The 11,490-nt window shown below is 68.3% G+C and carries 8 protein-coding genes and 1 pseudogene; 4 read left to right on the forward strand and 5 right to left on the reverse strand.

Annotated features, from left to right (window positions below):
* Together DAT35_RS49315 and DAT35_RS49320 are read right to left on the reverse strand one after the other, a co-directional pair.
* Nucleotides 1-395: pseudogene (locus tag DAT35_RS49315) on the reverse strand (hypothetical protein); the annotation flags it as partial.
* 85 nt (nucleotides 396-480) lie between these two features.
* Nucleotides 481-1,818 carry a DUF418 domain-containing protein gene (locus DAT35_RS49320; RefSeq protein ID WP_233262170.1) on the reverse strand — a complete coding sequence of 446 codons (1,338 nt, stop codon included), beginning with the start codon at nucleotides 1,816-1,818 and terminating at the stop codon, nucleotides 481-483.
* A gap of 212 nt (nucleotides 1,819-2,030) precedes the next feature.
* Between DAT35_RS49320 and DAT35_RS49325 the strand changes: the two genes are divergently transcribed.
* The 4 genes from DAT35_RS49325 to DAT35_RS49340 all read left to right on the forward strand — a co-directional run bounded on the left by DAT35_RS49325 (nucleotide 2,031) and on the right by DAT35_RS49340 (nucleotide 8,391).
* Entirely contained in the window at nucleotides 2,031-3,002 is a 972-nt protein-coding gene (locus DAT35_RS49325; RefSeq protein ID WP_108076341.1) for a nucleotidyltransferase family protein, read from the forward strand.
* 90 nt (nucleotides 3,003-3,092) lie between these two features.
* Entirely contained in the window at nucleotides 3,093-4,391 is a 1,299-nt protein-coding gene (locus DAT35_RS49330; RefSeq protein WP_108076342.1) for a UDP-glucose/GDP-mannose dehydrogenase family protein, read from the forward strand.
* 173 nt (nucleotides 4,392-4,564) lie between these two features.
* Nucleotides 4,565-6,370, forward strand: a complete 1,806-nt coding sequence (locus DAT35_RS49335) for a glycosyl hydrolase family 18 protein (protein ID WP_108076343.1) — start codon at nucleotides 4,565-4,567, stop codon at nucleotides 6,368-6,370.
* Nucleotides 6,371-6,543: 173 nt separating this feature from the next.
* Nucleotides 6,544-8,391 (forward strand): glycosyl hydrolase family 18 protein, encoded by a 1,848-nt coding sequence (locus DAT35_RS49340; protein WP_233262171.1) that lies wholly within the window; start codon nucleotides 6,544-6,546, stop codon nucleotides 8,389-8,391.
* Nucleotides 8,392-8,445: 54 nt separating this feature from the next.
* Here the strand turns inward: DAT35_RS49340 and nagA are convergent, their stop codons facing one another.
* From nagA to DAT35_RS49355, 3 genes are read right to left on the reverse strand one after another with little or no spacing between them, the layout of a single operon-like run.
* Nucleotides 8,446-9,609 carry an N-acetylglucosamine-6-phosphate deacetylase gene (gene nagA / locus DAT35_RS49345; RefSeq protein WP_108076344.1) on the reverse strand — a complete coding sequence of 388 codons (1,164 nt, stop codon included), beginning with the start codon at nucleotides 9,607-9,609 and terminating at the stop codon, nucleotides 8,446-8,448.
* Entirely contained in the window at nucleotides 9,609-10,670 is a 1,062-nt protein-coding gene (locus tag DAT35_RS49350) for an SIS domain-containing protein (protein WP_108076345.1), read from the reverse strand. The genes nagA and DAT35_RS49350 overlap by 1 nt, the downstream gene beginning before the upstream one ends.
* A 4-nt stretch (nucleotides 10,671-10,674) precedes the next feature.
* Complete coding sequence (locus tag DAT35_RS49355) at nucleotides 10,675-11,457, reverse strand: GntR family transcriptional regulator (protein WP_108076346.1); 783 nt, start codon at nucleotides 11,455-11,457, stop codon at nucleotides 10,675-10,677.
* Nucleotides 11,458-11,490 lie beyond the last annotated feature (33 nt).

Genomic DNA, 11,490 nt, shown 5'->3' on the forward strand with positions numbered 1-11,490 from the left:
GAGCCTGATACTTCGCGAATGGCACCGCGAAACGCCAACTGGGCCGCGCGAGTCTTCTGCCGCACCTCTCGTTCCGCGCTGTCCGGGCCCGCCGCCGTCACCTCCTCACGGGAGGCCCGGCGCCGGTACAGCCGCTCCGGTGCCTCGGGCTCAGGCGTTGAGGCGACGGTGCGCGGAAACTCGAAGCCCGGCCCCTCGGCCGGCGCGGACGCAGCAGCCTCGCCCGGCGTGTATCGCAGGTTCATTCCCCGGCCGGGCGGTGGCGTCAGCGGCACGCAGCCGGTGGCCAGCAGGGCCAGGGCGAGCAGCAGGCCCGTCCGCCGGGCCCGGGGCGAGTTGGCTGGGTGCGGCGGCTCCACTGCCTTGAACGGCGGGTTGCGCAGTGTGGACGTCATCAGCGCCTCCAATGGGTGATTCCCATTTTGGCGGGCACTTCTGACAAAACCTGAAAGCCTGCTCCATCCGGAAGAGGAAGAGCTGTCAGGCGGTCGTGACAGCCGCGGCGACGGGGGCCGGGGGCTGGCGCATCGGCTGGGCCTTGCCGTACGTCAGCGAGCGCCACACCCACTCGGCGGGGCCGAAGCGGAAGCGCGCCAGCCACCAGTGGCTGAAGACCACCTGCACGCAGAAGATGGCCAGGGTGAGTCCGATGCTCGCCGCGGGGCCGACCTTCCCGATGAGCCCCAGGCCGAAGCCGTAATAGACGAAGAGGCTGATGACGGTCTGGCTCAGGTAGTTCGTCAGCGCCATGCGGCCCACGGGGGCGAGCACCAGCAGCCGCCGCTGCCACGCCTCGCGCTGGAAGAGGAGCACGAGGCCCGAGACGTAGACGGCCGCGACGCCCACCTCGTTGAGCTGCCGCACCGGGAGCGTGAGGAAGAGCCACGGCGCCTGCGGGTCGATCATCTTGTTGCGCATCATGTACTGCAGCACGAGCCCGGCGCCGGCGGCGAGGCCACCGATGGCGAGGCTCCACCCGAGCAGCTTGCGGAAGAACGCCAGGTGCTGGGGCGCGTCGTGGAAGAGGCGACGCCGTCCGGCCAAGAATCCGAGCAGGAACCGGCCGAGCAGGGCGAACAACAGGGGCACCATGTTCTGGACGAACTGGCCGAAGTAGTAGCGGGCGTTGGCGCGAACCACCTCGAAGTACGTGCCGTGCGTGAAGGCCTCGAGCACCTCGGTGCGGGCCTGGTTGGAGCGCTCCATGGCGGCCTTGGCTGCCTCGGCGACTCCCTCCGCGCCGCCACTCTGGATCATCTGCACGAGCTTCGGGACGCCTGCCATGACCAGCGGCAGGACGACGATGAGGACGGCGGCCCAGATGAGCAGCGTCTTGTCGGCGCGCTTGCGGAACAGCAGCAGCGCGAAGCCCAGCGTCGCGTACGTGGTGAGGATGTCGCCGAGCCAGAGCCCCAGCAGGTGGGTGATTCCGATGAGGAACATCACGCACAGCCGCCGCATATAGAGCGGGGCGATGGCGGCGCCGCGCGCCTCGGCGCGGATCATCTGCACGGAGAAGCCCAGGCCGAAGAGGAACGAGAAGATGGTGATGAACTTGCCGAACACGAGCGCCCCGGCGCCATACGAGACGGCGGTGTCCAGCCACGAGGCGGAGGCCATGGCGGCCTCCATCTGGGGGCGAGTCAGGTAGGCCCGGCCGGAGAACCACATGAAGACGTTGGAGACGAAGACGCCGCACAGCGCGAAGCCACGGAGGACGTCGAGCAGGGCGAGTCGTTCGCTGGCGTCCACCGGACGGGCTTCGGACAGCGGGACGGGAAGGGGAGGAGGCGGTTGGCTCATGACCGGAAAAGACATGCCGAACTTGTGCCCGCCTACCCCTATTCCCTGCGAGCAGGCGGCCGCTGGGTGGGGTGTCCTCACGTGGAGGGAGTGCCTCACACGGGGTGTCCACCGCCGGACAGCCGGGGCTCACCGCCGGGCGGCTCCGTCCCGGGTGTAGCAATACGCCAGGAGCTGTCGGCTTCCGATTGCACCTTGTGTGTGGGAATCGTTAAAGGTGCGGCGCCATGGCCATCAGCCTCATCGACACCCTCCGCGTCCTTTCCTCGTTCGACCCGCCGCGCGGCTCGCTGCGCGCGGCCCCCTGGGAGGAGTACGTGGACTGGGCCATCGCGCAGGGTCTGGCGCCCCTGGCCTCCTACAACCTCGAGTACCGCCTGGCCGGAGCCGACGCGCCGGAGTGGGCCCGGGACAGGCTGCTGAGCATCTACTCGGGCTCCGTCAACGACAACGTGATGAAGCTCGTCAACTTCAAGCGCACCGTGGACGACCTCGAGGGCCGCAAGCTGCTCCTCCTGGGGGGAGCGGCCTTCGCCGACACGCTCTATCCCCACGTGGGCTTCCGCCCCGTGTTGGAGATTCCGGTGCTGCTGCGGCGCATGGACGTGGACGGCTTCGCGGGCTACCTCGCCCAGCACCAGTTCCAGCCGGAGTCCGAGGGGTCGGCCCATGGCGCGGCGAAGGTGGTGTCCGATGGCCGCACGCCCATCTACCTCTACGCGGACGTGCTCGGCTCCGCGCGGCGCGAGGAGGTGCAGGGCATCTTCGAGCGCGCCCTGCCCATGAAGATGTATGGCCCCTCGATGTTCCGTCCTGTCCTGGAGGACATGGTGCTGCTCGTGAGCCTGGAGCAGGCCCGCGAGGGCTACCAGGTGCCGTGGCTGTCCTTCGTGGACCTGCGCGAGCTGGTGACGGGGGCGACGTCGATGGGAGGCGTCTATTCGCGTCCCCTGGACGTGGCGGTCCTGCTGGAGCGGGCGAAGGCATGGCGGCTGGAGCGCGCCCTGTACACCTCGCTGTCCATCGTGGCGCGGCTCTTCCCCGAGTCGGCCGGGGCCGTGAAGCCGGCCCTCCCGCCGCTGCGCCGTGCCACGCGCGAGCTGCTCGACCGGCTGGTCGTCCTTCCGGCGAGTGAGCCCGGGAAGATGAGCCACGTGAGGGGCTCGGAGCGGCTGCGGCGGCTGCTGACCGGGCAGTGAGACGAGGGGCGGGCCGCTACTCGGCCCTTCCCCCCGGAGCCTTTCCCGGCGTATGAGCTTTTCCCGGCCTCTGGCCACTCTGGGACGCTCATGCATATCGCCATCATTGGAACGGGCTACGTGGGGCTTGTCGCGGGCACCTGCTTCGCGGACTCTGGAAACGACGTCATCTGCGTGGACATCGACGCGCGGAAGATCGCGCAGCTCCAGCAGGGAGAAGTTCCCATCTACGAGCCGGGGCTCGAGGAGCTCATCCGCAAGAACACGCGGGACCGGCGCCTGTCGTTCACCACGGACCTGGCCGCGTCGGTGGCGCGCTCGCAGGTGGTGTTCATCGCCGTGGGCACGCCCGAGGGCGAGAGCGGTGAGGCGGACCTCCAGTACGTGCTGGCGGCGGCGGAGCAGATTGGCCGGGCCATGCGCCAGTACACGGTGGTGGTGGACAAGAGCACCGTGCCGGTGGGCACCGCGGACAAGGTGCGCGAGGTCATCTCCCGCGTGACGGAGGTGGAGTTCGACGTCGTCTCCAACCCCGAGTTCCTCAAGGAAGGCGCCGCGCTGGACGACTTCCTCAAGCCGGACCGGGTGGTGATTGGCGCGGAGTCGGAGCGGGCGCGCAAGGTGATGGGCCAGCTCTATGCGCCGTTCGTGCGCACGGAGAACCCCATCCTGTACATGGACACGCGCTCGGCCGAGCTGACGAAGTACGCGGCCAACGCGATGCTGGCCACGCGCATCTCCTTCATGAACGACATCGCCGTGCTCTGCGAGAAGGTGGGCGCGGACGTGGACTTCGTGCGCAAGGGCATGGGCGCGGACAAGCGCATCGGCTATCCGTTCCTGTTCCCCGGCGTGGGCTACGGCGGCTCGTGCTTCCCCAAGGACGTGAAGGCGCTGGTGGCCAAGGGGCGCGAGCAGGGGATGGAGCTGGACCTGTTGCGCGCGGTGGAGCGCACCAACGAGCGGCAGAAGAAGGTGCTGGTGCAGAAGGCGCTCAAGCACTTCGGCTCGCTGGACGGGCGCAGCTTCGCGGTGTGGGGTCTGGCCTTCAAGCCGAAGACGGACGACATGCGAGAGGCGCCGTCCATCGAGGTGATTGAAGGCCTGCTGGCCAAGGGCGCGAAGGTGTCGGCGCATGATCCGGTGGCCGAGCGCACCGCGCGCCGCGTCTTCGGCGACCGCGTCCGCTACACGAACGTGCCCTACGAGGCGCTGGAGGGCGCGGACGCGCTCTTCGTCGTCACCGAGTGGAACGAGTTCCGCCACCCGGACTTCGAGCGCATGAAGTCGCTGATGAAGACCCCGGTCATCTTCGACGGCCGCAACATCTACGATCCGTCGCGGATGAAGGAGCTGGGCTTCACCTACATGGGCCTCGGCCGGCGGTAGGGAGCCTGGCCGGGCGTGACGCGTCGCCTCCTCGCTCTTCCAGAAGGAACCGAAAATGAGGACTGACCCGAAAAAATGGGTCTAGCCCTCCTCTATCGCGTTCCTTCACGAGGAGTGTTGGCATGTTCGTGTCCCCCCCTGTAGCTGCGCCCTGGACGGGGCGTATCTCTCTCATGGCTGCCTCGGCCCGGGCCCTGGTGGCCGTCATGGCCCTGGTGCTGAGCCTGGCGCCGGCGCTGGCATCCGCCGCGGATCGCGGAGCCTGGGCGGCCTACGTCAACTATGTCGTTGGCGACAGCGTGACGTACGGGGGCAAGGCGTATGACTGCCGCCAGCCGCACCAGTCGCTGCCCGGATGGGAGCCGCCCAATGTCCCGGCCCTGTGGCTGGAGAAGGCAGGCTCCTCGGACACCCAGGCGCCCTCGGCGCCCACGGGCCTGAATGCCACCAGCAAGACGGACACCACGGTATCGCTGGCGTGGACGGCCTCCACGGACAACGTGGGGGTGACCGGGTACGAGGTGTTCAGGGGCAGCGAGACGACGGCGGTGGCGAGCACCACGGGCGCCACGAGCGTGACGGTGACGGGGCTGGCGGCCAACACGACGTACACCTTCACGGTGAAGGCGCGGGATGCCGCGGGCAACCGCTCCACGGCCAGCTCCGCCTTCAGCGTGACGACGAACCCGCAGGTGGTGGACACGCAGGCGCCCACGGCTCCGGCGAGCCTGCGCTCCACGGCGGTGACGAACAGCAGCGTGTCGCTGGCGTGGAACGCGTCGACGGACAACGTGGCGGTGACGGGATACGAGGTGTTCATCGGGAGCGGGACGACGGCGGCGGCGAGCACCACGGGCGCCACGAGCGTGACGGTGACGGGACTGGCGGCGAGCACGACCTACGCCTTCACGGTGAAGGCGCGGGACGCCGCAGGCAACCGCTCCTCCGCCAGCAACAGCATCTCGGCGACGACGTCCGCCAATCCGCCGGCCGGCAGCAAGATCATCGTCGGCTACTGGCACAACTTCGATAACGGCTCGACGAACATCCGCCTGCGCGACGTGTCTTCGAAGTTCAATGTCATCCAGGTTGCCTTCGCCGAGCCCTCGGGCGGCTCCACCACGGGCAACATGGCGTTCGCGCCCTACAACGCGACGGTGGCTGAGTTCCAGTCGGACGTCGCCTACCTGAAGAGCCAGGGCAAGAAGGTGCTGATCTCCATCGGCGGTGCGAACGGGACGGTGGACCTGGCCACGGCCTCCGCCAAGCAGAACTTCATCAACACGATGCAGTCGTTGATCGACACGTATGGCTTCGATGGCCTGGACCTGGACCTGGAGGGCAGCTCCCTGTCGCTCAACGGCGGGGACACGGACTTCCGCAATCCCACCACGCCGAAGATCGTCAACCTGATCGACGCCACCCGGCAGATCGCCAACCACTACGGCTCCGGCTTCATCCTCACCATGGCTCCCGAGACGGCCTACGTCCAGGGCGGCTACGCGGCCTACGGCGGCCCGTGGGGGGCGTACCTGCCGGTCATCCACGCGCTCCGCGACAAGCTGACGTACCTGCACGTGCAGCACTACAACACGGGGACCGTGACGGCCCTGGATGGCCGTTCGTATGCGCAGGGGACCGCGGACTTCCACGTGGCCATGGCCGAGATGCTCCTGAAGGGCTTCCCCATCGGTGGCAACGCGAGCAACGTCTTCCCGGCGCTCCGGCCTGATCAGGTCCTGATCGGTCTGCCCGCCTCTCCCCAGGCCGCCGGTGGTGGCTATACGACTCCCGCCAATGTCCAGAAGGCGCTCGACTACCTCATCAAGGGTCAGTCGTTCGGTGGCAGCTACGTGCTCCAGAACCCGTCTGGCTACCCCGGCTTCAAGGGGCTGATGACCTGGTCCATCAACTGGGACAAGTATTACAACTCCGAGTTCTCCAACAGCCATCGCGCGTACCTGGATACCTATCAGTAGCAGACAGCCGTAACGGACAGCGCGAGCCCGGACCTGCTGCCACCACGCCGGTCCGGGCTTTCGTCTGTCTGCGATTTCTCCAGCGGGAGCGTGCTCGGGACTGACCCGAAATCGCAGCGCAGACCCTCTATTCAGAGTGTCTACGGAGTCTCATCCCTTTCACTGGAGGAATCATGATGCGTAGCTCGCGGAAGTTCTTGCTCACTGGCGCCTGGGGCCTGCTGGCCGCATGTGGCAGCCAGGAGCCGTCCGTACCGGAAGACCTCCGGAGCGTGGAACTACCGGCCACCGCGGCGGGACTGACCGCCACGTTCTCCACCGGCTCCGTGTGGAGCGGTGGTTTCGGCGGAGTGGTCACCATCAAGAACACCACGAGCAGCGCGATCTCGGACTGGTCGCTGACCTTCAAGTTCAACGGCGACGCGGCCCTCCGTGGGACTCCCTGGGGCGCCGGCGGCTCCGCGACCCAGGCGAGCGATGGTTCGTGGACCGTGCTGCCGAACACCTGGGGCGGCAACAACGTGCCCGCCAACGGGAGCGTGACCGTCTCCTTCGAGGGAAGTGGCACCTTCAGCGGAGTGGGCTCCTGTTCCATCAACGGGTATTCCTGTTCGGGAAGCACCCCTCCTCCTGTCGACACCACCCCTCCGACCGTCAGCCTTTCGGCCAGTCCGGCCAGCCTCACGAGCGCGGGCAGTGTGAGCCTCTCCGCTCCCGCGAGCGATAACGTGGGCGTCGCCCGGGTCGAGTTCTACCGCAATGGCATCCTGCTGAGCACCGACTCCTCCAGCCCCTACAGCGCGTCGGATGCCTTCAGCTCCAGCTCCCAGAATGGCACCTACAGCTATACGGCCAAGGCCTACGATGCCGCGGGGAACTCCACCACCTCCAGCGCGGCGAGCGTGGTCGTCAGCCTCACCGGTGGGCCGACGGACCCGCCGCCGGCCGGGCGGATGTACATCGGTTATGCCAGCAGTTGGAACACGAGCATCAACGACCTGACGACCGCGAACATCCCCAGCTACTACACGCACCTCAACATCGCCTTCGCGCGGCCCAACACGGCGTACCAGAAGGGCTCTTACGAGTTCGATCAAGCCGTCGCGGGCCTCGAGTTCTTCGAGGGGGCCACGACCAACACCGGCCAGAAGAAGTTCACCCCGGCGCAGGCTCAAACCCTCATCAACAACATCCAGTCGCTGCGCACGCGCGGCACCCAGGTGTGGCTCTCCGTGGGCGGATGGAGCTACAGCCAGGGCGATCAGTGGGCCAACTTCAACGCGGCGCGCGTCGTCGACCTGGCGCAGGACCTCGGCGCCAGCGGCGTCGACATCGACTGGGAGTCGAGCGGGAGCAGCTGCAACAAGCAGACCGCGGACACGTTCAGCTGCTCCAAGGATGGGGAGATCGCCAACATCATCACGAGCCTGGACAGCACCATCCGCGCTCGGGGCCTGAACATGGGCATCTCCATCGCGGGCTGGTCGACGGGGGCCTACTACGTGAAGGGCACTCCCTTCGAGGAGGGCAAGGTGCAGTGGGGCTCGCCCTTCGGAGGAACCATGTACTCCGTGGTGAAGAACCACGGGAGCAAGCTCCACCACATCAACCTCATGTCCTACGACGGAGGCGAGTACTACGATCCTCGTGAGGGCTACGAGTCCTACCGGGCCATCTACAACGGCCCCATCGCCATGGGACTGGAGATCGCTCCGGAGGGCGCGGGCGGTGCCACGTTGAAGCTCAACGCCGAGCCGGGCACCGTGTACGACGCCGAGATGCTCACCGGTCAGAACAACATGGCGACGAAGTATTACAACGTCGAGACGCTCGCCACGTACATGAAGAACAAGGGCAGGCCGACGGATGGAATGATGGTGTGGCAAGTCTGGAAGGAGCGCGTCCATGCCACGCCGCCCGCGGGTGCGGCGGGGGTGAACTCCGCTGGTCAGCTGGTCTGCCAGCTCCTCGGCATCGTCAGCAACTGCAACCAGAGCATCCCCAACCTGCCGAAGTACTGAGCCCTCGTCTGGAGGGCCCAGGTCACTCCAGGGAGGCCGGGACAGTGGATGCGGTCAGTACCACTGCTCCTGGCCTCCCACCCACGTGGCGAGCACCGTGAGGTCCGGTCGGAGCAGCGCGAGATCCGAGCGGTAGCCCGGCGCCAGCCGGCCCAGGTGCTTCTCCAGCCCGAGGTAGCTCGCGGGGTAGAGCGAGGCCATGCGCAGCCCCTCCTCGAGCGGCAGCCCGAGGAGCCGGACGCAATTGCGCACCGCCGTCACCATGTCGATGTCGGCTCCCGCCAGCGTTCCGTTCTCCGTCACCAGCCGGCCCTCGCGGCGCAGGATGGTGCGGCCGTAGAGCGAGAACGTGAGCGCGTCCGTTCCAACGGGCGGCATGGCATCCGTGACCAGGAACACCTTGCCGGGCCGCTTCACCTTCAAGAGCAGGCGCAGCAGCGCGGGGTGGACGTGGATGCCATCGGCGATGATGCCGCACCAGGCGTCCTCGGCCTCGAAGGCGGCCACCACCGGGCCCGGCTGGCGGTTGTTCACCGGCGGCATGGCGTTGAAGAGATGCGTGAAGCCGCGCACGCCCGCCGTCACCGCCGCGTGCGTCCGCTCGAGAGAGGCCGCCGTGTGGCCGGCCGCGAGCACCACTCCCGCCGAGGCGAGCCGGCGGATGATGGCATCGTCGACACTCTCGGGTGCCAATGTCACCAGCAGGCGGCCGCCCTTGCTGGCCAGCCGCTCCGACAGGCCCGTCAGGTACGTGAGCTCCTGGGCCTCGGGCGTGCGGATGTAGCGCGGGTCATGCACTCCGGGCCGCTCTCCGCTGATGAAGGGCCCTTCCAGGTGGATGCCGAGCACTCCCGGAGCGGGCCGGGAGAGCACCTGGGCGATGGCCTCACAGGCCCGGCGCATCCCCGTCTGCTCATCGGTGATGAAGGTGGGCAGCAACCCGGTCGTGCCCGAGCGCCTGCAGGCCGCCGCGATGGCGAGCGCCGCCTCGGCCGTGGGCGTCTCATTGAACAGCACGCCGCCGGCGCCGTTGACCTGGGTGTCGATGAAGCCCGGAACGAGCAGCGCGCCCTCGGGCAACCGCACCACCTGGGCATCGGCAGGTGCTTCCGCGGCCGGCACCACCGCGGTGATGTGTTCGCCCTCGACCACCACCGCGTGGCCGTCGAGCATCCGCTCGCCAGTGAAGCACCGTGCGCCCTTCAGGACTCGCTTCATCACACCGTCTCCGTCACCTTGCGCAAGTGCGCGGGTGCATCCGGGTCCAGCTTGCGCGCCACCGCCAACCGGTGCACCGCCATGTAGAAACTCTGGACCTGGCACAGCGGAGCAATGGCATTCGGCACGCCAGGGACCGACGGCAGCCGCTCGGCCCCCGGAACCGCGAGCACCGAGCGGACATCCGCCCCCAACTCCACCATCCTCCGGACCACGCTCCGGGTGCCTTCCGCCGAGCCGTCCTCCTGCCCGAGCGCCAGCACGGGGAAGCCCGGGCCCACCAGGGCCAGCGGTCCGTGGCTCACCTCGGCGGTGCTGAAGGCCTCGGCGTGCATCCGGCAGGTCTCCTTGAACTTCAACGCCAGCTCGAGCGCCGCACCCAGGCCGCTCCCGCGCCCGAGCACGAACAGGCTGCGCGCGTCCGTGAGCCGCGAGAGCGCCGGCCACCAGTCCAGGGCACGTGCCTCCTCCAGGGCCGAGGGCAGCCGAGACACCGCGTCGTGCAGGGCCCCGTCCTCCGACCAGTGCGCCACCAGTTGCAGGAACGCGAGGCCGGAGAGGATGTATGACTTCGTGGCGGCGACGCTCTTCTCGGGGCCGGCGCACAGCGGAAACGCGATGTCGCACAGGCCGGAGAGGGGAGAGGTCTCGTTGTTGATGAAGCCGACGACCAGGGCGCCACCCGCGCGGGCCGTCTCCGTGAGCCGCAGGAGATCCGGACTGCGGCCCGACTGAGAGACCGTGATGAAGAGGCAGTCCTTCAGGTCGAGGTGCGGGGTGTTGTAGACCGACGCCACGCTCGGCCCCACCGACGCCACGGCGCGTCCCAGCGTGGTCTCGATGAGGTACTTGCCATAGCTGGCCGCATGGTCGGAGCTGCCGCGCGCGCACGTCACGACGAAACGCGGGGGCCGCTGACGCAGCCGGGCGCCCAGCTCGGCGAAGGTGCCCGCGCACTGCTCGAGCTGCCGGCGTGCGGCATCCGCTGACTGGGCGGCCTCCTGCGCCATCGCGGGGACGGGAAGACCTCCGGTGCTCACGGACACGTGACCAATGCTCATCGGCTTACCTCTGGGGACCGGCCTGGCCGGCCAGGTTCAATTCAACGATGAAGTCGTAGGCATCGCCCCGGTAGTGGGACCGGACGAACTCCAGGGGCGTGCCGTCCTCGAGCAGGGTGCGGCGCTCGATGTAGAGGGCCGCCGCGCCTTCCGGTACCCCGAGCTGCTCGGCATGCTCGGCCGACAGCTTGACCGCCGCCAGGCGTTGCAGGGCGCGGTAGGGCGTGTAGCCCCGGTTGCGCAGCGTCTCGTAGAGCGAGCCCTGCACCTCGGTCGGGTCGGGCAGGAAACGGGTGGGGAGCACCGCCAATTCCAGCGCCATGGGCGTGTCGTTGGCCGTGCGCAGCCGTTGCAGGCGGCTGACCGTGGTGCCCGGGCTGATGCCCAGTGCCAGCGTCTCCTCGGGCGTCGCCACCGACACCATGCGGTGCAGCCACAGCGAGCCCGCGGAGAGCCCGCGCGAGCCCATGTCCTCGGAGAAGCTGGTGAGCGTGGACAGGCGCTGCTCCACATAGGGGCCGCGGTTCACGAAGGTTCCCGCACCCTGGCGCTGCTCCAACAGTCCCTCGTCCAGCAGCTCCTTCAAGGCCTTGCGCACCGTGACCCGGGAGACGCTGAGCCGCTCCGCCAGCTCGCGCTCGCTCGGCAGCGCGTCGCGAGGGCCGAACTTGCCGCTGGCGATCAGCCCCCGCAGGTACCGGGCCAGTTGAAGGTAGAGCGGCAGTGGCAGGTCGCTCGACAGTGCCTGCTTGTCGAGCGCATCCACTCCGCTCGCGGGGATGGACATGGCTCCTCCGGTCCCACAGGACCAATGTGATAC

This window comes from Vitiosangium sp. GDMCC 1.1324 (assembly GCF_003044305.1).
In the GTDB taxonomy this organism is placed as follows: Bacteria; Myxococcota; Myxococcia; order Myxococcales; family Myxococcaceae; genus Archangium.